Origin of the sequence: Mesorhizobium sp. Primo-A (assembly GCF_003997175.1) — a bacterium.
Classification (GTDB): Bacteria; Pseudomonadota; Alphaproteobacteria; order Rhizobiales; family Rhizobiaceae; genus Mesorhizobium; species Mesorhizobium ciceri.
In genome coordinates, this window is record NZ_RZTG01000001.1 from 147244 (window position 1) to 168125 (window position 20882).

The following is a 20882-nucleotide window of genomic DNA, read 5'->3' on the forward strand; positions in this document are numbered from 1 at the left end:
CTTGAAAACCAGCTTGACGAACGCCCATCCTCCGGACGCGGCATGATGGACCGCGACACCAGGAACGCGGTCATCGCTGCCGCGTGGATCATGCTGCTGTTCGGTATAGGCGCCTACTATCTGCCGACCGTGATGCTGGCACTCGGCAGCCTTTCCACTGTGCTGGCCGGCGCCTTTGGCATCGTCTTCGTGCTGGCGTTCTTCTCGGTGTTCTGGCTGCGCGCCCGCAACCAGCGCAAAAACCAGGGTAAATAGGCAAGGGATCTTCGACATGCGCATTCTGATCACTGGCGCCGCGGGTATGGTCGGCCGCAAGCTCATCGCCCGGCTGGCCAAGGACGGGACGCTGCGCGGGGGCAAGATCACCGCGCTCGATCTCCACGATATCGTGCCGCCACAGGCGCCGAGCCTGGATGGCGTCAGCGTCACGCTGCACACCGGCGATCTCGCCGAAGCGGGTGCCACCGAGCGCCTGGTCGCATCGCGCCCCGACGTCGTCTTTCATCTCGCCGGCATCGTATCCGGCGAGGCGGAGGCGAATTTCGAACTCGGCTACCGCGTCAATCTCGATGGCACGCGCGCCCTGTTCGATGCCATCCGGGTGGCGGGCTTTGCGCCGCGCGTCGTCTTCACCTCGTCGATCGCGGTGTTCGGCGCGCCGTTCCCGGACGTCATTCCCGATGACTTCCATCCGACGCCGCTGACCTCTTATGGTACCCAGAAGCAGATGAGCGAAGCGCTGCTGGCCGACTATTCCAGGCGCGGGTTCTTCGACGGTATCGGCATCCGGCTGCCGACCATCTGCGTGCGGCCGGGCAAGCCGAACAAGGCGGCGTCGGGCTTCTTCTCGGGCATCATCCGCGAGCCGTTGAGCGGCCATGAGGCGATCCTGCCGGTGCCGCGCTCGGTCGTGCACACGCATGCCAGCCCCCGCTCGGCGGTCAACTTCCTGATCCATGCGGCGGGGATCGACGGCAGCGCTGTCGGGCCACGCCGCAATCTGACCATGCCCGGCGTCGCCGTCACCGTCGGCGAGCAGATCGAGGCGCTGGAACGCATCGCCGGGCCGAAGGCGGTAAGCCTGATCCGCGAGGTTCCGGATGACACGATCTGGGCGATCGTCAAGGGCTGGCCGACGCGCTTCGAGGCAAAGCGGTCGCGGGAGCTCGGCTTCAGCGCCGAAAAGAGTTTTGACGAGATCATCCGCGCTCACATCGAGGATGAGCTCGGCGGCAAGATCGCGGGTTAAACTCCGACCCTCGTGGCGTCGGGCATCATCCGCCGCTCGCCAGGCTTGCCGACAGCAGCAGCAGTCCGAACAGGAACACGAAGGCGGCGCCGCCGATCTCGACGATCGAGTGGATGCGGTTGCCCATGCGGCCGTCGCCGGCGAAATAGACCGCCCAGTTCTTGGCGGTCACCGCCAGCGTCGCCAGTGCCGAAACGGTGATGGCGGTGCCCAGCGACATTGCCAGCACCGACAGCAGGCCGCCGAGCCAGAGGCCGTTGAGCAGGGCGAAGCTGAGCACGATCAGCGCGCCGGAGCAGGGGCGGATGCCGACCGCCGCCACCGCTGTCCAGGCCGTGCGCCAGTCGAAGCGGTCGCCTGACAGCAGCGCCGGATCGGGTGCGTGCGAATGGCCGCAGGTGTCGCAGACTTCGCCGGCCGCGTGATCGTGATGAGCATGATCGTGTTCGGCATGATCGTGATGATCGTGATGATCGTGCGAAGGGCCGTGCACATGGTCATGCGCGTGCAGCGCGTGCGAATGGGCATGCGCCGAATGGCTGTGAGCTGCATGGGAATGGCCGGCATGCGAATGCGCGCCGTGCGAATGACCCCCATGAGAATGACCCCCATGAGAATGACCGGCGTGAGAATGGCCGGCATGAGCCGCCGACAGGCTGTAGGCCGGGCCCTTGCCGAACAGACGCAGGACGGCGGGGCCGAGTTTGCGCCACAGCAGCCAGGCGCCGAACAGGGTGACGAAGACAAAGCTCATGATCTCCATGAACCAGGCTGCGTCCGTCATCGAGACGGAGGTGCCGCGCAGGACGAAATAGGCGACCCCCATCACCGCGACCGCGGTCAGGCCCTGCAGCAGCGCCGAGACGAAGGACAAGAGGATGCCGCGCCGCAACGCCACTTCATTGGCCACCATGTAGGACGAGATCACCGCCTTGCCGTGACCGGGGCCGGCGGCATGGAAAATACCGTAGGCGAAGGACAGGCCGACGAGTATCCAGATCTTGCTGCCGTCCTGGCGCATCGCCTTCATCGCCGTTGCCAGCGCGCGGTAGAATTCCTGCTGCCTGAGATTGATCCACATCAGGATATGGGCGAACGGGCCGGTGGTGGGCGCCATGCCGTCATTGACGCCGATGCCGAGCGAACTCTGGGCATGAGCCGCGTCGGCGAAATGCATCATGGCGACTGTGAGGGCCAACAGGCCGAATGCCAAACGCAGGGACGGTTTCGTCACCGGCTTCATCCTTCTGGCTGACAGGTCAGTTCGAGCTTGGTGGCGAAGATCTTGCTCATATCGGTGCCGGTCGGGTCATTGAAAAAGGCATCGGTGAGGGTCTTCTGGTTTTCCTTGATGGCCTCGTCGGGGTCGGGACGGACCACCTTGCTGGTGCAGTTCGAGGGCAGGCCTTCGACCGTGATGTTGGAGTCCTCGGTGAAGTCGATCGCCGTGTAGAATGTCGGATCGTAGACGCCGATATCGATTTTGCCGTTGAGCTTGATCGGCACCTTCGGTTCGGACTCGAACAGGATGATCAGCTGGTCGTTGTCGAAATTGGCCATCAGATGCGGCGGCGGCGTCATCGCCACGTCCTTGCCGTCGACGGTGACGAGCTGGAAGTAGTTGAACTCCGCCAGCGAGGCATGAACGGTGTCGGCGACTTCCTTCAGCTCCTTGTCGTCGAGCTTCAGGTCGGAGTTCTTGTCGAATTCCATCATCACCGTCGAGGAAAACAGGTCGTCGAAGCGCCAGAGATGACGCAGAGCCTTCACGCTTTGGTGATCGGGGGAGAGGATCACATCGAGGCGAGCCTCGGCGAAGACGTGTGGATGCACGTAAGCGGGTCCAGTGGCGGCAAAGCTAGCCGCCAAGGCCGAAGCCAGCATGATTGCGTGCCGTTTCAGGTGCATTCTCGGTCGCGATTCCCTAGGCCTCGGAAGAGTTGCCGAGAGTTACCAGAAAGGGGGCGAAATTGGGACCGCTGCTCGGCTGAAGTGGGTCAGGCAACTTCACGCGTCCTGAACCACTGCACCAGGAAGTCGACGAAAACGCGGACCTTGGCCGGCAGATAGCGGCGGTGCGGGTAGACGGCGAAGATGCCGCCGCCCGACAGGATACGGTCATCCATCACCGACACCAGCCGGCCGCTCGCGAGATCGGGCGCGGCAATGAAATCCGGCAGGACGGTGAATCCCAGCCCGGACACGGCCGCGGCTCTCGCCGTCATCGGGCTGTTGACCTCGATCGGACCTGACACCGAAACGCTGACCGGATCGCCATTGTCGCCCTTGAACGGCCAGTTGTTCAGTCCGCGGCCATTGGTGTCGACGATGCAAGGCATGCGGCTGAGATCCTGCGGCCGTGTCGGCGTGCCATGCTTGGCGATCAGTTCGGGGGAGGCGCAGAGCTTTATCGAAAATGGCGCCAGACGCCTGGCGATCAGCGACGAGTTCTCCAGCCGCGAGATACGCACCGCAAGGTCGAAGCCTTCCTCGACCAGATCGACGAAGCGGTCGTCGAGCTGGATGTCGAGCACGATGTCGGGATGCTGCTTGGCGAAGTCGATCAGCGACTGGCCGATCGGCGCGTCGGCGAAGGTGCGCGGCGCCGACAGCTTGATCCGGCCGCGCACGTCGCCGGAGGATTCGCGCACCGCGTCGGCCAGGCTGTCGACCTCGCGCACGATCTCCGAGGCGCGCCGGTAATAGGTGTGGCCGGCCTCGGTCATCGAGAACTGGCGCGTGGTGCGGTTGAGCAGCAAAGCGCCGAGTTCGTCCTCCAGCTCGCGCACATATTTCGACAGCAAGGCCTTGGAGCGGCCGATCTTGCGCGCCGCCGCGGAAAAGCCCTCGGCCTCGACCACGTCGATGAAGGCGCGCATGCGCGTCAGTGTGTCCATGGTCAGGCCTTTCGTGCCGCGTCGAGAAGTTTCCGGCCGAGCCGTATCAGGGCAATGTCGCTGCCGGAAGGGCCAAGCAGCGACAGGCCGAACGGGGCGCCGGCGACCGAGCCGACGGGCAGTGTGATCTGTGGAAAACCGGACAGGCCGGCCAGGCACAGAAGCTGGAGCGCCCGTTCGCGATAGGCCTGGAACTGCTCCGGCGTGCTGTCCACGTAAGGCGCCGGACCAGGCACCGTCGGCAGGACAAGGAAGCCGTCCTTGCCGAGCAGGGCGCTCAGTTCGCCGCGAAAGGTCAGACGCCGCACCTTCTCGGCCTGCGCCGTCTTGTCGTCGACGGCGCGGCCGAAGCCGAAACGCTCCTCGACGCCGGTGCCGAGGCCGCGCTCGCCGCTGGTGATCCATTCGCCATGCACCGCCCAGGCCTCCCTGGCCTGCAGCCGGCGAAAGCACCAGTAAAGTTCATCGGGAGATGAGGAGAAGCGGATTGCCGGCGTCGCCGGCGCGCCGAAAACCGCGCCCGCCAGCCCCTTCATTCCGGCATATTCGGCCAGCGCCGGGCGGGCGACCAGCCCGTCCAGCCAATCCAGCGCCAGCGGCCGGTCCAACACGTGCTGGTGCGGATCGCGGCCGAGCAGCAGCTTGCCGACGGTCTCGTAGGTCTCGATGTCGTCGGCGAACCAGCCGAACGTGTCAAGGCTCGGCGCCAGCTTCATCGTGCCGTCGAGCGAAATGCGGCCATGCGTGGTGCGCAGCCCGATCAGTCCGCAAAAGCTCGCCGGCGCGCGGATCGAGCCGCCGGTGTCGGAACCAGTGGCGATATCGGCCAGCCTGCCCGCCACCGCCGCCGCCGACCCCGATGAGGAGCCGCCGGTGACGCGGTCGGGTGCCGCCGGGTTCACCGGAAACGAGAAATGCGCATTCTGACCGAACAGCGCGAAGGCGAGCTCGTCGGTCTGCGTCTTGCCGACGAAGCGTGCGCCGGCATCGAGGATCATCTGCACGGCGGGTGCGGTGCGCGAGGCTGCGTGGCTTTCGGCGAATTTTTGCAAATTGCCGCAACCGGTGCGGTAGCCGGCGACGTCGTATATGTCCTTGACGGCCAGCCGCAGGCCGGCCAACGGGCCGAGCTGGGCATGTGCCACGGGCATCTGGCGAAGATCGAGAAAGGCGTTGAGAGGGCCGTGCGTGCCTGTCATCGTTCGATATCCGGATACGGTTGCCGCAACATTGTTCGACGCCAGAAATTTTACAACCTGCGATACGATTTTTATTGATTGTGAAAGTCTTCGCCCTTATATCGCGCTTGCCCAAAGTCGCACGTGCCTGTGGGTGTCCGCCGATCCTCGAATGGTGAGGGAAATCGGTAAGGTAACTGGAGCCAACCCCTCCAGTCGGTCTAGCGGCCAACCGCCAGCCCGAGGACACCTTGAAGCAACGACGGTGCGGGCCTTTCTGGTGTTCTGCCGGTTGTCCAAAAACCGGGGTTACTGAAGAGGCACACCTTCATTGCCGGCAGTGCGGACGGGTCTCCCATCCAAGCCAAGGCAGACAAAGCGAACCGAGGCCGGGCAAGGCCAAGGTTCACCGCCGCGAGACGGCGCTTCATGGTTCCGGGGTCTCCACCGGCTGGTTCCATGGATTTCCGTCCCGCCTTTGTCCACCGCGAGTTCGCGAGGCCGACAGCCCGCGTCCCGCAGCCTTATTGCGCGCCGAAAGGCGCTGATGGAGAGACCCCGATGGCCACCCAGCGCATCCTTGACTTCCTCGCCACCCGACGTCCGACCGGCCCCTGCCTCGTCGTCGACCTCGATGTCGTGCGCGACAATTTCCGCGCCTTCGAGAAGGCGCTGCCCGATTCCAGGATCTACTATGCGGTGAAAGCAAACCCGGCGCCGGAAATCCTGCGCCTGCTTGCTGCGATGGGCTCGTCCTTCGACACCGCTTCCGTTGCCGAAGTCGAGATGGCGATGGACGCTGGTGCACCGGCGGACCGCATCTCCTTCGGCAACACCATCAAGAAGGAGCGTGACATCGCACGCGCCTACCAGCTCGGCATCCGCCTGTTCGCCGTCGATTGCGTCGAAGAGGTCGAGAAGATCGCCCGCGTCGCGCCCGGTGCGCGCGTGTTCTGCCGCGTGCTGACCGATGGCGAGGGCGCCGAGTGGCCGCTGTCGCGCAAGTTCGGCTGCGTGCCGGCGATGGCCGTCGACGTGCTGCGCCATGCCAAGGGGCTCGGCCTCGACGCCTATGGCGTGTCGTTCCATGTCGGCTCGCAGCAGACCGACCTGACCGCCTGGGACCGCGCGCTGGCCGACGCCAAGGTGGTGTTCGCGACGCTCGCCGAGGAAGGCATCGTCTTGAAGATGGTCAATATGGGCGGTGGTTTCCCGACGCGCTATCTGCGTGACGTGCCGGCCGCCCAGGCCTATGGCCAGGCGATCTTCTCGGCGCTGCGCAAGCATTTCGGCAATGCCATTCCGGAGACCATCATCGAGCCGGGCCGTGGCATGGTCGGCAATGCCGGCGTCATCAAGTCGGAAGTCGTGCTGATCTCGAAGAAGGCCGCCAACGACAATGTGCGCTGGGTGTTCCTCGACATCGGCAAGTTCGGCGGCCTGGCCGAGACGATGGACGAGGCGATCCGCTACCCGATCGTCACCGCGCATGACGGCACGGAGACCGCACCTTGCGTGCTCGCCGGCCCGACCTGCGATTCGGCCGACGTGATGTACGAGAAGACGCCCTATCTGCTGCCTTTGTCGCTGACCATCGGCGACGAGGTGCTGATCGAAGGCACCGGCGCCTACACGACCACCTACTCGGCGGTCGCCTTCAACGGCTTCGAGCCTCTCCGATCCTACGTGATCTGACGGCGCTTGCTCAGCGCATTTTCGAACGGCGAACCGGACACAACTTCGCCTGAAAATGCGCTGAGAGAGCCGATCAGATCATCCCAGGTGGGCGACTTTCGTCCACCCGGGCTCGCCTGTGGAACAGATCTCCGCTCGCCAGGGATTACGGAAATGGAAATGCCAGTTGAAATTGGGGGCCACGCACCGGCCTTTGTGATGGTTGCCGAAACCGCCGCCGATGTTGCGGCGCGCGAGGCGTTGCTCGATCGGGCGATGGGGCCGAAGCGCAGGAAAAAGTCGTCGGAGAAGCTGCGGCGTGGCCGGCGGCCCTCGGAAGGCCTGGTCTTCGTCGCCCGCGATGGCTCGGGCGGCGTCGCCGGCACCGTGCGGCTGTGGGACGTCAGGCTGGGCGAGGGCGGTGCGGCTGCGCTGCTGCTTGGCCCGCTTGCCGTCGATCCGTCGCTCAAGAACGCCGGCATCGGCTCGGCCCTGATGCGCCATGCCATCGCCGAGGCGGCACGTCTTGGCCATGCCGCGATCCTTCTGGTCGGCGATGCGCCCTATTACGCGCGCTTCGGCTTCTCGGCCGAGAAGACCGGTTCGCTTGCCATGCCGGGACCCTATGAGCGGCACCGCCTGCTGGCGCTGGAACTGGTGGAAGGCGCGCTTGACGGCGTGCACGGCACGCTGAGGGCGGCCGGCCGCAAGCTGAAGGCGCAGGAATTGATATCGGCGGCCTGAGATACGAAGCCGCCAGCATTTCATGCAAAAACGCCGCCCGAAAAGGCGGCGTTTTTTCGCGATTGGTGGGCGCCACCTTGGGCGCCTGCATGCCTTCAGCCGATCAGCTGGCTGAGCGCCATGGCAACGGTCATGTCGCCTTCGACCTTTATCTTGCCGGTCATGAACGCCATTGTCGGGTTCAGGTCGCCAGCGATCAGCGAATCGAGATCGTCGAGCGAGAGCTTGATGGTGCAGTCGGTGGGTGCATCGGTGTTCGAGACGGTTGCGCCGTCGATGACGATGACGCCGTCGCTGCCGGTGTCGAATTTCACGGAACGATCGAACCCGCTGCTGGCCACGCGCGACTTGATCTTCTCGGCAATCTCCTGAACGCTCACGCTGTTCTCCTTGTCTGGTTGCATCTGTCTCGCAACGGCGCTTCGATCCAGCCGAAGCCCGTGCCGCGGTTTCGCGATCACGGTCGCTGCCGCATATAGCTTTGCGTTGACGTTTACGTCAACGCGAATTCAGGCGGTTGGTTCCTGCCGTTGCGGCAGGCGAGCCTGGAGGAGGCCGGAAATGCGAGCCCGGCAACTCAGTGTTCCTTGAACGCCTTGGTCATTTCGCTCGCCGTCTCGCTTTTCTTGCGGCGCAGCCAGTTGTCGCGGATTTCGTCCTTCGACAGGAAATTGACCTGGTCGATCAGAACCTCATGCACCAAAGGCGCCCCGACACGCGTGTTGACGGTATCGCGGATGGCGGCGCGGAAGGCATCGAGATCGATCGTCGCCTTGTTGGTGAAGTCGATCTGCGGATTGGAATAGAGGTAGGAATAGACCTGGTCGGTGATCAGCGCTTCGGCCGGAATGGACAGTTTCTTGATCTGCTCGGGTTCGACCGTGTAGACAAGCTTGGTCAGGAAATAGCCGCCGATCTCGGAATCGCGGATCAGCGGCACCGAAATGATGTCGGTCTTGACGTAGTCGAGGCCGCCCAGCATCGGCTTCGGCGTTTCGCCGACACCGCGCTCGCCGGCCGCCTGGAAAGAATAGAACACGGCGCCCAGCGTTGCGGCGCAGATCCAGACGGCGATGGCGATGACCTTGATCATCGGGCCTTGTCAGTCCCTTGGTCAGTCCCTTGCAATGGCAACGCGGCACGGCGCCGTTGCCGAGGCAGGATCTCCGATGTGTCGCCTGTGTTCGCCATCACGCCTTTATCCAGCCGAACTCGCCGGCGGAATAGGTGCCGTCGGTCTCGGCGCGCTGGATGGCGTGCCGCAGCAGGCTGGCGACTTCGTTGACCGCGCTGAGATGCGCCAGGATCGCCGCTTCGTTCTTCGCCAGCTTCTGGCGCAGCCGGGTCAGGCCCTCGCGGTGCTGCTCGAGGAATTCGGCTTCGCTGCCGCCCTTCATGGCGCGGGTCAACTCGTAGAGGTAGCGGCTCTTGCGGGCGTTCGATGCCTTGAGATCATAGTTGGTGGCGTTGCGGATGCCTGCCGTCTCTTCCTCGACCACTTCCTCGATGCGGCCGATGATGGCGGCGAGGTTGCCGGGCCGCGCGAACGGGATCGGCGCTTCCGACGTGGTCGTGCGTGCTGGCAGGTTGGGGGTGGATTCCGAAAAGTCGGCCATGGCGTTTCCCAGTTTAGATCTTGATATTTGTTTTTATGGTCGTCTCGTCACCGGTCATCGATCCCGCAGCCTTGCGCTGCAATTGATGGACCAGCGAGGTCGACAGGCTGTTTTGCTGGTCGACCTCGGTCTTTTCCGGCCCGCCCGAAACCGGACCGACGGGCACGACGCGCTTGCCTTCGAGATAGTGGTCGGCGAGCATCGATTTGGCGATGCCGATGCCGCCGCGTTCGGCCATTACGTCCGCCACCCGCTCGGCAAGCTGCGATTTCCACATGTCGCCGGCCAGGCCCTTGCCGTAGACGCCCTCGGTGTCCTTGGGCAGCATGTTCTGGATGAAGGTCTGCAGCACCATCGCCTCGAACTTCTTGAATTTCTTGGCCGGGTCGGTTGCGGCGGCGGCCTTGTCGGCGGTGGCGCGCGACAGGATCGAGCCGGCATCGACGGAAGCGGCGGTGTCGAGTGAAAACGTGCCCGCAGCGCCGCCGGCCCGCTTTGCCAGCGCGGCGCGAGCGGTCTCGATATCCGCCGGGTCGACGGCTCGGGCCACATCCATAACGATGTCGCTGGGTGGAGAAATCGCCAAGAAAGTCCGCCTTTTACCGGTTTTCCCTGACCAGACCATGCCTCAACAAGCTTGTGGCAGGCTTGCGGGAAGGAGAGGGAGCGGAGTGCGGGGATCGGATCGAAGCTGCCGGCCGAGGGTGGGATTTCCGCCTCAGCCTCACTCCTTGACCGCCCCCGTCATCGAGGAGACGTAGTGCTCGACAAAGAATGAATAGAGCACCACCACCGGCAGGGAGCCGATCAGCGCGCCTGCCATCAGGGCTCCCCATTCATAGACGTCCGAACGTACGAGTTCGGTAAGCACGCCGACCGGCACGGTTTTGTTTTCGGACGACTGGATAAAGGTCAAGGCGTAGATGAATTCGTTCCATGACAGGGTGAAGGCGAAGATGCCGGCGGAGATCAGGCCGGGCACCGACAGCGGCAGAACTATCTTGGTCAGGATTTGCCAGCGGCTCGCTCCGTCGATCAGCGCGCATTCTTCCAGTTCGAAGGGTATCGAGCGGAAGTAGCCCATCAAGAGCCACGTGCAGAATGGAATGAGGAACGTCGGATAGGTGAGGATCAGTGCGAACGGCGTATCGTAAAGGCCGAGGTTGAACACCATCACCGACAGTGGAATGAACAGAATCGAGGGCGGCACGAGATAGGCCAGGAAGATCGCCAAGCCGACCTGCCGCGCCCCGGAAAACCTCAAGCGTTCGATCGCATAGGCTGCGAACACCGCCGCCAGCAGCGACAGGAAAGTTGCGGCGGTCGAGATGATGATCGTGTTGAGAAGCCAACCCGGATAGGACGTCTCGAAGAGCAGATACCGAATATGCTCGAGCGTCGGATGGACGACCCAGAACGGGTTGAAATTGGCATAATCCGTCATCTCGAGATTGGGTTTCACCGCCGTGATCGTCATCCAGTAGAACGGGAACAGCAGCACGATGACGAAGATCAGGAGCGGCAGATAAACGGTCACCACGCGCCGGGGCAGGCTCTGAAGATAGCCCATGCCGCCTTCATCCGTGTTCGGACGGTTGCTCGTTTCGATCGCGGCCATGTCAGTCTCCACCGCCCTGCTGCCATTTACGACGTTGCAGCCCGAAATAGCTGAAAAGGATCGCCGCAAGCAGGAACGGGATCATCGCCACCGCGATCGCGGCTCCCTCGCCAAGCTGGCCGCCGGAAATGCCGCGCTGGAACGAGAGCGTCGCCATCAGATGGGTGGCATTCACCGGCCCGCCGCGAGTCAGCACATAGATCAGCTGGAAATCGGTGAAGGTGAACAGGACCGAAAAGGTCATGGTGATGGCGATGATCGGCGTCAGCAACGGCAGCGTCACATAGCGGAACAACTGCCAACGGCTGGCGCCGTCGAGCGTCGCGGCCTCGTAAAGCGATTGGGGAATCGTCTGCAGGCCGGCCAGCAGCGTGATGGCCACGAAAGGAATGCCGCGCCAGACATTGGCGACGATCACCGAGGCGCGTGCGTTCTCCGGATCGCCAAGGAAATTGATGCGGTGGTCGATCAGTCCCATCTGCTGCAGCGCCCAGGAGAGGATGGAGAACTGCGAATCGTAGATCCACCAGAAGGCGATGGCCGAGAGCACCGTCGGCACCACCCACGGCAGCAGGACAATCGCGCGGAAGAACGATTTGAAGGGAAGGTTCTGGTTGAGGAGGAGCGCCAGCCAGAGGCCGAGCGCGAATTTCAGGATCGAAGCGCTGATCGTGTAGAGCAAGGTGTTGAAGACGGAGAGCCAGAAGACGGCGTCGCTCCACAGATATTCATAGTTTTCGATGCCGATGAAGATGCCGGGGCGGCCGATGCGGGCGTCGGTGAAGCCGAGCCAGACGCCGAGCCCCAGCGGATAGGTCAGGAAGACAAGCAGCAGTGCAGCCGCCGGAAGCATGAAGCCGAAGCCAAGTGCGTTCCGGCTTTCGCTCCAGCGCGATAGAATCCGTGAGAAGATCGAAGATCGCGGCTGGATAGCAGCTGACGGCACAGCCATGGGTCGGCTCCTGCTGAGGTCTCATTGATCGGCCGGATCGGCCACGATGCAATCCGAAGCCAGCCGGGCAGCCGCGCTGCCCGGCTGAGCCGGCTCAAACGCGATAATAGCGATTTGCCCGCTTCTCGGCCTCTTCCATTGCCTCTTGCGGCGTCGCCTGGCCGGTCACCGCTTTGGCGAACATATCGACCAGCACGTAGTCGGCCATGGTTGCCGCCGAAGCATAGCCGAGCGGCCCGGCATAGCCGTTAGGCCGCAGAGTAGCCGAAGCCTTGGCGTAAGCGGCGTTGTTGGGATCGGCAGTCCATACCGGGTTGTTGTCGAATGCCTTCAGGGTCTGGCAGCAATATCCGGCCGAGGAGGTGATCCAGTCCTTCATTTGCGGTTCCTCGAACATGAACTGCAAATACGCCTTGGCCGCGTTGGGGTAGGGCGTGTAATTGAAGATGACAGCCGTGGTCACCTGGAACAATTCGACGGATTTGCCGACAGGGCCGATGGGCAGGTTGGTGGTGCGTATGTCCTTGGCGATTTCAGCCAGCTTCGGATCATTGTCCTTATTGATTTTGGCGGTGTTGTAGGCCGAGATGCCGTTGGCGATGACAGCCAGTTCGCCGGCCAGGAAGGCGCGGTTGTTGTTGACGTCGAGCCAGCTTTCGGTGCCTGGAATGAAGGTCTTGTAGAGTTCCTGCGCGTATTCGATGGCCTTGAGGGTCTCGGGGCTGTTGATCGTTACCTTGCCGCTCTCGTCGACCATCTGGCCGCCATGGCTCCACAGCAGCCAATGAGCATAGTTGTTGCCGTCGCCGACGCCATGGCCATGCGTGAAGCCGGCCGGATGGCCCTTCGCCTGCAAGGCCTTGCAAAGTTCCAGGAAGCCTTTCGTGTCCTTGGGAAACTCCGAAAAGCCGGCCTCTTTCACCCAGCTTTCCCGATAGACGATGGCATTTCCGATCGTGGCCAGTGGCAGGCCGATGAATTTGCCTTCCCGGGTCGCATATTGCTTTGGTCCATCATGCCAGCCGCCGTATTTCGAGCCGAGATACTCGCCGAGTTCGCTCACGTCGTGCAGCTTGTCGGGATATTGGTGCGGGTCATCGAACCAGACGAACATCAGGTCGGGGCCGGAGCCGACATTTGCCGCGACCGCCGCCTTGGGGCGAATGTCCTCCCAACTTTCCTTGTCGACGCGGACCGCGACACCGGTCGCTTCGGTGAAGCGCTTGGTGTTGGCCAGCCATTGGTCCTCGTCGCCCTGGACGAAGGGCGACCAGCGCAGCAGTCTAAGCTTGGCGCCATCCTCGGGTTTGTATTTCGGTCCGTCCTGGGCAAGGGCCGGAGAGCTGATGAACCGACTTCCCAAGGCACCCGCCGCCGCGCCGGCGGTGGTGCGGATCACGTCACGTCTGGTGAACTTCATGCTCGTTTCCTCCTGCTTGTTGTCCTTGCCTGTGGTCCTACTGATCGGTACGTGTTTGGAACCTCTGTCCGGTTTCTCCGTGAAAGAGATGGATGAGGCCGGGCTCGGCCGTAAGCCGGATGGTTTCGCCCGGCGTGAAGGAATGTCGTTCCCGGAAATTCGCGACGATCTCTTCGCCGCCGGCTGTCCGGCCGATGAGCTGCACTTCGGACCCGGTTGGTTCAACCACCGCGACGGTGACCGGAATGCCCCGGTCGTCGGACAGCCGCAAATGCTCGGGCCTTATTCCCAGCACCACAGGCTCGCCATTGGGGATGGAAAGTGCCGAGGCCAACGGGACTGAAATCCCCCCGGCGCCGCGGAACGAGGGTGAGCCGTCAATAGCGATCTCGCCCCTCAGCAAATTCATGGCCGGCGAGCCGATGAAGCTGGCGACAAAAAGATTGTTCGGCCGGTCATAGAGTTCCAGCGGCGGCCCTATCTGCTCGACGATGCCGTCATGCATGACCACGATCTTGTCAGCCATGGTCATGGCCTCGATCTGGTCGTGCGTGACGTAGACTGTCGTCGTCTTGAGGCGCTGGTGCAGTTCCTTGATCTCGGCGCGCATCTGCACCCTGAGTTTGGCGTCGAGATTGGACAGCGGTTCGTCGAAGAGAAAGACCGCCGGATCACGCACGATCGCGCGGCCCATGGCGACGCGCTGGCGCTGGCCGCCGGAAAGCTGCCGAGGATAGCGCGCCAGCAACGGCACCAGCCCAAGGATTTCGGCCGCGCGGCGCACGCCTGCATCGCTCTCCGGCTTGGAAACTCCTTTGAGCATCAGCGAGAACGCCATGTTCTCGGCAACGGTCATGTGTGGGTAGAGCGCATAGTTCTGGAAGACCATGGCGACGTCGCGCTCCTTGGGCGCAACGTTGTTGACGACACGTTCGCCAATCGCGATCTGGCCGCGTGAAATCTTTTCCAGGCCGGCGATCATTCTGAGAAGGGTTGATTTTCCGCAGCCCGATGGTCCGACCAGAGTGACGAACTCGCCGTCCTCGATGTTCACGCTGACCCCGTGCAGGATCTCGACAGCGCCGAATGATTTGTAGACTTCGCCAATTGCGACAGACGCCATCGATCCTCCCAACAAATTCCTGCGACGTCGTCGAAGGAACAACGCTTCCGCTAGCGACAGCCCTGGCTCCTCCCAGGCTCACGCTAGGCCGAAACGGTAGCGCTACCAAACCGGGCTGTAAAGCGTTTAGGGGAAAGCCGAACCTTGGGAGGGTCCGCTTCGCGCCACACAATCCTCCCAGCTGCTCCTGCGTCCGCTTCTGCGCGATCAAGTCCGGCACCTGCGGTCGCAGCGTTCGCGTTCATCACAGTTGCGCACGTCCTTGTAGGCTCGCTCCGACCGGCGGCGATAAGGCTGGCTTCCTGCCTGGCGCTCGCGAGGTTCGCTTCCTGGCGTACGACCGCCTGGGCGATGCGACAAGCGGATTGAATAGCCCCTTTTCCGTCAGGGGCAGTCATTCCGGAACGATCCTTCCCGCTTGATTAGAATTCCACGTTGAGTTTTGCATTAAAGCCGTTCTGCTGGACGCCGGAGCCGAACTGACCCTGGTAGGCGACGCTGAGGGTTGCGGCATCGGTCAGGTTGAGATCGAACCCCGCTTCGATGGCGGCACTGTCCTTGGCGATCGGCACGCCAGCGATCGTGAAGGCATCACCGGCAGAGAAGGCATGTGTGCTGGTCGGTATGACGTCGCCATAGGCATGGCGCCAGCCCAGCATGCCGCGCGCTGTGGCATTGATGGCGCCGAGCGTGAAGCCGGCGGAGGCTCTGAGACCAAGCGTGGTGAAGGTGGCGTCGGTGGTCTGGCTTGCACTGGTCAATGCCGCCGCACCGCCCTTTTCCGTGAAGCCGTCCGTATGCAGGTTGACATAAGCGAGGTTGGCAAAAGGCTCGAAGGCCGCGACTGGCGTATCGATGCGATAGCCGAGTTCCCCGAACGCCTGGAAGGTGCCAGCGTTGTAGTCGCCGCTCAGGCTGTCGGCAAAGCCGGGCATGGCCACCGAGCGCGATGTCTTCATGTCATGCCACGTATAGGCAAGCCCGGAGCGGAAGGCGAGAGCGCCCCGCTGCGTGCCACCATAAAGGCCGAGATGATAATTGTCGCTCGAGCCTGACGAGGATCGGCCGTCGGCATCGAAGCTCGTGTGGCTGTAGCCAGTCATGATGCCAAGCCGCACATCCTCCGCGACAAGGCCGTCGACGCCGGTAAGAAAGCCGCCGGTGGAGGTATCGAGGCCTGCGGCATTGCCGTCGCCGTCGAAGGAACCCCATGACCCGAAAGCCGTGCCCCAGGCGGCAAAGCGATCGGTGGTGGCAGGCGCCAGCATCGGACCGCCTTCGCCATAGGCCAGCACCGGCGTTGCCGGGATACCTACCCCCTCGAAGGCCGCACGCAGGCGGTCATTGATGGCATCGCGGACAAAATGGCTGTCCTCGATCAGCGCCGATTTGGCGGACGCATGGATCTCGCCAGATAACACATCGAAGGCTTCGCGTGCGGTTTCATCGTCCGGCAGGCCGGCGATTGCATCGTAGATCGGGTTGCCCGGCCCGGCGCTTTCGGCGCCATTGGCGGTGGCACACTGGTTGCGGGTGCCGGCCACGTCGCAGAACGACACGTCATTGCGGGCAACGTCGAGATAGATATTACTGGCGTCATAGGCGAGTGCCAGATCGACAAACGGGGCGTTCTGGTCGAACGCATCATAGGTGCCGGTCACGCCCTGATCCGCGCTCAGGATCGTGTAGCGGGTTCCGGCACTGTAGCCGCCCGGCGCTTTGAGCGCGAAGACGGTGCCACCCTGGATGGTGGCTTTGCCCGTCACGTCGATCAGGTCGGAATTGCCGGCCGGATTGATCTCGACTTCGTAGGTCGAGCCTATCTCCTGCGTGTAATCGCCTGACACATTCAGCGTGCCGATCGAATTGCCCGGCGTAATCGTGCCGCCAGAAGCGATCGTGGTCGTACCCACCGTTCCCGAACCGCCGAGCGTGCCGCCGGCTGCAACCGCAATGGCGCCAGCAATGCTTGCCCCGGAATGGCTGCCGTCGCCGACAACGAGCTTGCCGCCGCCGATGGTGGTCAGACCGGTATAGGTGCTGACGCCGTTCAGCGTCAGCGTGCCGGCGCCGGTCTTGACGAGGCTCCCTCCGATGCCAGTGCTGCCATCCTGGATGACGCCGCCGATGGTGTCGTTCTTATCCAATCCGCCAAGCGTCAGCACCTTCGAGCCGAGAAAGACGAGACCATCGCCCGAAAGCGAGCCAATCGCGATACCGTCCGACGTCATTTCGGAGATGTCGACCTTTCCCCCCGTATCGTTGATGATCGTGGCGCCATCCGCGGTGTTGGCGCCATGGAAGCCAACGAAGCCGCCCTTGTTGGTGATGGCGGCGCTGCCGGCAGACGCGGTGTCGTAGAAGTCGAGCGTTCCTTGGATTGTAACGCCAATCGTGGCATTGGCGGCGCTCGAATTGCCGTTGAAGGACGTCCTGCTACCATTGCCGGTGATCGAAGCCGCACCGGCCGATGTTTCGTCGTTGAAGTTGATGCGGCTTTGGGTAGTGACGATCGTCGCCGTTCCCGCCGACGCACTGCCATCGAAGCGCATCGTTGCGTTTGTTTCCATGACGATGTCGAGGCTCTCGGCGCTTGCATCATTGATGAAGCGGAGGTCACCGGCCTTGACATTCACCGGTCCGCTGCCCAGCGCGCCTGTCGTCGCCGCGGTGATGAATCCTGCCGAAACCGTCGTCCCACCGGCGTAGCTGTTGGCGCTCGAAAGCACCAGCCCGCCGGCCCCGGTCTTGGTGAGCGCGCCGGTCCCGGAGATGACGCCGTTCGCCGTCAGGTCGGCATCGGTCTGGAACGTCCCACCGCCGGCATCCAGGGTGACGTTGCGCGCCGTCGCGAACGCCGCCGTGTTCCGCAGCGTGCCGCCGTTGAATGTCAGGGCACCGCTTGCAGCGCCGAGATTGGCATCGGAAGAAACGGAAATAATCCCGCCTAGAAGCCGCGTGCCGCCCTGATAGCTGTTGCTGCCTTCCAGGACGAGCGTGCCGCCTTGCGTCTTGCTGACCCCGCCCGCGCCGGTAATCGTCGTCGCGATGGTGGCTGCCGTGCCGGCCAGCACGCGGATCTCGGCATTGCCATCGGCGCTGTCGGAACCATCTATCGCGAGCGTGCCGGAACCTTCCAGGCGGTAGCCGCTGTCGACGAATTGCAGGCCCTTGAAGCTTTGCGCTCCTTCGACGGCGATCGTGCCGCCGTCGAAGCCGCCCGGTTCGTTCTTGAACACCGCATGGTTTCCTGCCCAGGAGACGAGAGTATCGCCGCCCTGGTTCAGCCATTTTTCGTTCGTGGTGTTCCAGGTCCCGTCGCCGCCTTGCCAGTGCTGCAGCGTGTCGTCGCCGGCCGCTCCGATGAAGAGGTCGACATTGCCGCCGCCCGCCTGGATCTCATAGGCGGCCGGATCGGAAAGCGGCGGCTTCGTGCCGATCTCCAGGCCGTTGTCGGTAAGGCTGCCGCCATAGGTCATCAGCCGGTAATAGCCGAGGCCCGCCGTGCCATCGGCCACGTCGCCGCTCTGCGCAAGATTGAGCGTACCGTCGAGCGTCAGATTGCCACTCACCCCGATGCGGTCGCTTATCCCCGGAGAGCCGGTTGAACCGCCTGGATTGCCGAATTCGTAATCGAGAATCGACCCTGAAGAGAGGCCCAGATTTCCGGCAACCGTCAGCGTACCCACCGAATTGCCTGGCGCGATATGCCCGCCATCGGCAACCGTCGTCGTGCCCACCGTGCCCGAGCCACCGAGCGTGGCGCCGTCCTCGACATTGATCGTGCCACCGAGGAAGCCGGCACTGGCATGGTTCCCGACAAGAAGCGTGCCGCCTGCAACAGTGGTGGCACCGGTGAAGCTGGAACTGTCCGCGGCCAAAACGGTCGTGCCGCTTTCATGGAGGATGGTCCCCAAGCCGGTCAGGGAAGGGGTGAAAATCAGATCGGACCCATCGGGATTTCCCAGATGATTGAACACAACCGTGCCTGTGCCAGCGCCAAAAGCTATCGATGCCGCATCAACCGTGCCGGCGGCCTTCGCCACTTCCCCACTTGCCGCACCGATGTTGAGCGTTCCGAATGATCCTGGCTGGGCCGCCAACCCAACGATAGCAGGACCCCCGGCAAGCGAAACCTGTCCGCCCTCCGACAGAGTCAGCGTGCCCTTGCCCAAGACGCCAACGGCAATGATGGAGTCGCCTGTCCAAACCGACCCGGGGCCCGTAATATTCACAATTCCGGTGGCTTGAGCATCCCAACCAACAATGGCGTTGTTGCCGCTGGAAACCTGCCCGCCATTTTCAATGCTGAGCGATCCATTGCCAAAGAGACCAACTGCGATGGCATCAACGAGTGTCCAACCCGAATCATTTCCGGAAATCACCGCGGAGCCAGTGCTGCCCGCGCCATACGCCACAACTCCCGAATCGTTGAAAACCTGACCGCCATTCTCGACGATCAAGCTCCCTTTCCCTTTGGAATCCCCATTGGAATCCCCGACCCTAAGGACGTCGGCAGTCCAGGTGGCCGACCCTGAAACTCTTGCGGTTGCCCCCTCGTCCGGATCAGTTCCGTCAGTAGCAATGATCCCGGTAAAAGAGGTGAGCTGAGTGTCGATGTCGAGCGTGCCCCCCATGACGCCCAGGTTGCCCGCGAGGTCGGAAGCGTCGCCTGACAGCGTCAGCGTACCGGCGCCGGCCTTGCCGAAATGGCCGGGGCCGGTAATGGTCCCGGCATAGGTACCGTCGCTCGCCTGGTCGAAGACGACGGCGCCGGTGTTCACGCCTGAGAAGGTGAGATTGCCGCCGAAGCTGTTGGTGTCGCCGACCAAGGTGCCTTGATCGATGGTCCAGTCCTGCGCACCCGTGCCGGTCAGGGTAACGGTATTCGTCCCGGCCTTGTTAAAGCTCGTGAAGCCGACGAACTCGTCACTCGCGCCTACCGTGGCCGTATTCACGAGCTTCGAGACATTGAAGGCCGGTGTGGAAGGCAGCGTGTCATAGTCCCCGAGCATCAATGAGCCGGTCGCGCCACTCTCCACCACGACATTGCCGGTGATAATCGAGCCGTTTCGCAGGGAAAGCGTGTTGACGCCGCCGGTGAAGGTGATGGCGTTAGCCCGGCCAAAGAAAGAATCTCCCCCAGTAATCTCCCCAACGTTAAGCACCGCCAAATTGGCCCCAACGATGCCGGTACCACCGTTTCCATTGCTGGGCGTCAGGGGAATATAGCCGGGGGCGCCGCCACTGCCGGTTCCGCCAGCAGGGCCGTTAGAGCCGCCGGCATGGCCACCGTTGCCCTCGCCGCCAATGATCACTCCGCTGTTAAAAACCGTCCCACCATTTCTGAGGTCGATCGCTGCACCGGCGGATGCAGAAACCCCGGCGCGGCCACCGGTAATGCGACCGTCGTTGACGATGCTGCCAGAATCTCCCATCACAATGGCTGTTCCGCCGGTGGCTAAAGCCCCGCCCGTGCCACCGAGGACATCGCCATGGTTGGTCAAGTCGCCGCCGGCGTTCAAAACAATGCCCGCACCACCACCACCGCCGAAATTGGCGCCAGGATTGCCACCGTTTCCGCCAGCAACGGTGGCCGAGCTTTCAACAGTGATGGCGCCGTTGTTCAGAAGCACCATGCCGGCGCCCCCGCCCCCGCCGCCGCCGCCGCCGGCAAACGGGCCATTGCCATTGCCATCGCCGCCATCGCCGCCATGAACATCAGCCGTCACGGAAATTGCCGGGTTCACCTCTTCATTACGCACGCCATCGCCACCAGCGCCGCCGCCGCCATAGCCTCCGTCCAAAAAGCCGCCGCCATAGCCTCCATTGCCACCATTGAGGGGCGCGGAAATGTCGCCAGCAATGATATTGCTGTAACCACCGCCGCCGCCGCCACCACCACCGCCACCGGAGCCGCCATTGTCACCATTTCCACCGTCTGGAATGGCCTGCGTGCCGGCCGCCCCACCGGTCCCTGCATCCGGACCGTTGCCCGCGACGCCGGCGTCACCTGCATCGCCACCATCGCCGCCGTTGCTGTCTACGTCACCATCACCGCCCCTGCCTCCGGTCGCACCATAAAGAGCCTGTGCATGCGCCGGCGCCGTCAGGATGACTGGCAGCAGCAACGACCCCGCGAGCGCCGTGGAGCACAAAAGTACAAGCGGGATATGAGCGAGCGACGATCGCGAATTGTCATGGAATTCCCCCCGTGTGCCGCAAGCAACGATTCCGCGGCCGGCCCGATCGCCGGGCGTCCCGCGAAAATCATCGCTTGCCGCTGCGTCGGGTCGCGTGCGTCCGCCACGCACATCGCCCCGACTGCTTCCTCACAATCCGCCCGGCGAAACCACCAAGACGATCGCGGCCGATGATAAAACGTCCTCTCCCGACAATTCCACCGATCAA

Annotated in this window: 18 protein-coding genes; 5 read left to right on the forward strand and 13 right to left on the reverse strand. The window is 63.2% G+C overall.

Annotated elements, in window-relative coordinates; all coding sequences use genetic code 11:
• Nucleotides 1-42 precede the first annotated feature (42 nt).
• Complete coding sequence (locus EOC83_RS00690; protein WP_013529748.1) at nt 43-255, forward strand: hypothetical protein; 213 nt, start codon at nt 43-45, stop codon at nt 253-255.
• A 16-nt stretch (nt 256-271) separates the two neighbouring features.
• Nucleotides 272-1249: a D-erythronate dehydrogenase gene (denD, locus tag EOC83_RS00695; RefSeq protein WP_024502716.1), complete on the forward strand. Its 978-nt coding sequence runs from the start codon at nt 272-274 to the stop codon at nt 1247-1249.
• A 25-nt stretch (nt 1250-1274) separates the two neighbouring features.
• Here the strand turns inward: denD and EOC83_RS00700 are convergent, their stop codons facing one another.
• The 4 genes from EOC83_RS00700 to EOC83_RS00715 all read right to left on the reverse strand — a co-directional run bounded on the left by EOC83_RS00700 (nt 1275) and on the right by EOC83_RS00715 (nt 5345).
• Nucleotides 1275-2492, reverse strand: a complete 1218-nt coding sequence (locus EOC83_RS00700) for a nickel/cobalt transporter (RefSeq protein ID WP_013529750.1) — start codon at nt 2490-2492, stop codon at nt 1275-1277.
• Nucleotides 2489-3157: a DUF1007 family protein gene (locus tag EOC83_RS00705; RefSeq protein WP_027161413.1), complete on the reverse strand. Its 669-nt coding sequence runs from the start codon at nt 3155-3157 to the stop codon at nt 2489-2491. The genes EOC83_RS00700 and EOC83_RS00705 overlap by 4 nt, the downstream gene beginning before the upstream one ends.
• Before the next feature lie 89 nt (nt 3158-3246).
• Nucleotides 3247-4146, reverse strand: a complete 900-nt coding sequence (locus EOC83_RS00710) for a LysR family transcriptional regulator (RefSeq protein ID WP_063168937.1) — start codon at nt 4144-4146, stop codon at nt 3247-3249.
• Nucleotides 4147-4148: 2 nt separating this feature from the next.
• Nucleotides 4149-5345 carry an amidase gene (locus tag EOC83_RS00715; protein ID WP_063168936.1) on the reverse strand — a complete coding sequence of 399 codons (1197 nt, stop codon included), beginning with the start codon at nt 5343-5345 and terminating at the stop codon, nt 4149-4151.
• 540 nt (nt 5346-5885) lie between these two features.
• Here EOC83_RS00715 and odc2 point away from each other — a divergent pair.
• Together odc2 and EOC83_RS00725 are read left to right on the forward strand one after the other, a co-directional pair.
• A complete protein-coding gene (odc2, locus tag EOC83_RS00720; protein ID WP_024502712.1) occupies nt 5886-7019 on the forward strand; it encodes an ornithine/lysine decarboxylase in 1134 nt (377 codons plus the stop codon).
• Nucleotides 7020-7172: 153 nt separating this feature from the next.
• Entirely contained in the window at nt 7173-7742 is a 570-nt protein-coding gene (locus EOC83_RS00725; protein WP_063168935.1) for an N-acetyltransferase, read from the forward strand.
• 95 nt (nt 7743-7837) lie between these two features.
• On the opposite strand, the gene EOC83_RS00730 is transcribed toward EOC83_RS00725, so the two are convergent.
• From EOC83_RS00730 to EOC83_RS00770, 9 genes are all read right to left on the reverse strand, one after another.
• A complete protein-coding gene (locus tag EOC83_RS00730; RefSeq protein ID WP_128337429.1) occupies nt 7838-8146 on the reverse strand; it encodes an SCP2 sterol-binding domain-containing protein in 309 nt (102 codons plus the stop codon).
• Nucleotides 8147-8319: 173 nt separating this feature from the next.
• Nucleotides 8320-8835 carry a hypothetical protein gene (locus EOC83_RS00735; protein ID WP_013529757.1) on the reverse strand — a complete coding sequence of 172 codons (516 nt, stop codon included), beginning with the start codon at nt 8833-8835 and terminating at the stop codon, nt 8320-8322.
• Between the two features lie 97 nt (nt 8836-8932).
• Complete coding sequence (locus tag EOC83_RS00740) at nt 8933-9358, reverse strand: hypothetical protein (protein WP_013529758.1); 426 nt, start codon at nt 9356-9358, stop codon at nt 8933-8935.
• A gap of 13 nt (nt 9359-9371) precedes the next feature.
• On the reverse strand, nt 9372-9944 hold the full coding sequence (locus tag EOC83_RS00745) for a rod-binding protein (protein WP_024502710.1): 573 nt from the start codon (nt 9942-9944) through the stop codon (nt 9372-9374).
• Between the two features lie 138 nt (nt 9945-10082).
• Nucleotides 10083-10976 carry a carbohydrate ABC transporter permease gene (locus EOC83_RS00750; protein ID WP_013529760.1) on the reverse strand — a complete coding sequence of 298 codons (894 nt, stop codon included), beginning with the start codon at nt 10974-10976 and terminating at the stop codon, nt 10083-10085.
• Between the two features lies 1 nt (nt 10977).
• Complete coding sequence (locus EOC83_RS00755) at nt 10978-11928, reverse strand: sugar ABC transporter permease (RefSeq protein ID WP_063168934.1); 951 nt, start codon at nt 11926-11928, stop codon at nt 10978-10980.
• 94 nt (nt 11929-12022) lie between these two features.
• Nucleotides 12023-13348, reverse strand: coding sequence for an ABC transporter substrate-binding protein (locus tag EOC83_RS00760; protein ID WP_013529762.1), 1326 nt, complete (start codon nt 13346-13348; stop codon nt 12023-12025).
• Between the two features lie 37 nt (nt 13349-13385).
• On the reverse strand, nt 13386-14471 hold the full coding sequence (gene ugpC, locus EOC83_RS00765; RefSeq protein WP_063168933.1) for a sn-glycerol-3-phosphate ABC transporter ATP-binding protein UgpC: 1086 nt from the start codon (nt 14469-14471) through the stop codon (nt 13386-13388).
• A gap of 422 nt (nt 14472-14893) precedes the next feature.
• Nucleotides 14894-19909 (reverse strand): autotransporter domain-containing protein, encoded by a 5016-nt coding sequence (locus EOC83_RS00770; protein ID WP_164748027.1) that lies wholly within the window; start codon nt 19907-19909, stop codon nt 14894-14896.
• Nucleotides 19910-19966: 57 nt separating this feature from the next.
• Here EOC83_RS00770 and EOC83_RS32720 point away from each other — a divergent pair, with 57 nt between their 5' ends.
• A complete protein-coding gene (locus EOC83_RS32720; protein ID WP_164762419.1) occupies nt 19967-20848 on the forward strand; it encodes a hypothetical protein in 882 nt (293 codons plus the stop codon).
• The last annotated feature ends 34 nt before the right edge of the window (nt 20849-20882 follow it).